Source organism: Faecalibacterium sp. DFI.5.82 (assembly GCF_029076575.1).
In the GTDB taxonomy this organism is placed as follows: domain Bacteria; phylum Bacillota; class Clostridia; order Oscillospirales; family Ruminococcaceae; genus Faecalibacterium; species Faecalibacterium duncaniae.
Genome location: NZ_JARFIS010001023.1, coordinates 1 through 292 on the forward strand (window position 1 = coordinate 1; position 292 = coordinate 292).

Consider the following 292-nt stretch of genomic DNA (forward strand, 5'->3'; position numbering starts at 1 on the left):
GGCGCTACCAAGATGCAGGTCATCAAGCTGGTCAAGGAGATCACTGGTCTGGGCCTGAAGGAAGCAAAGGCTCTCGTTGACGGCGCTCCCAAGGCTGTCAAGGAGAAGGCTTCCAAGGCTGAGGCTGAGGACATCAAGAAGAAGCTGGAAGAGGCTGGCGCTTAGGTCGAGATCAAGTAATTTGATCCCTTCTGAACGTTCTTTCTTGAATTCTTATTCTTGAAACAAAAGGCACTCTCGCTGATAGGCGAGGGTGCCTTTTTGGTTGTGCGCCCGCAGCAGGGCAAAAAGC

General features: G+C 52.4%; 1 protein-coding gene. It reads left to right on the top strand.

Translation table 11 applies throughout. The features are described 5' to 3' along the window. A partial coding sequence (locus P0G09_RS19970) for a ribosomal protein L7/L12 (protein ID WP_275253543.1) occupies window positions 1–165 on the top strand: 165 nt, incomplete at its 5' end. Window positions 166–292: the final 127 nt, after the last annotated feature.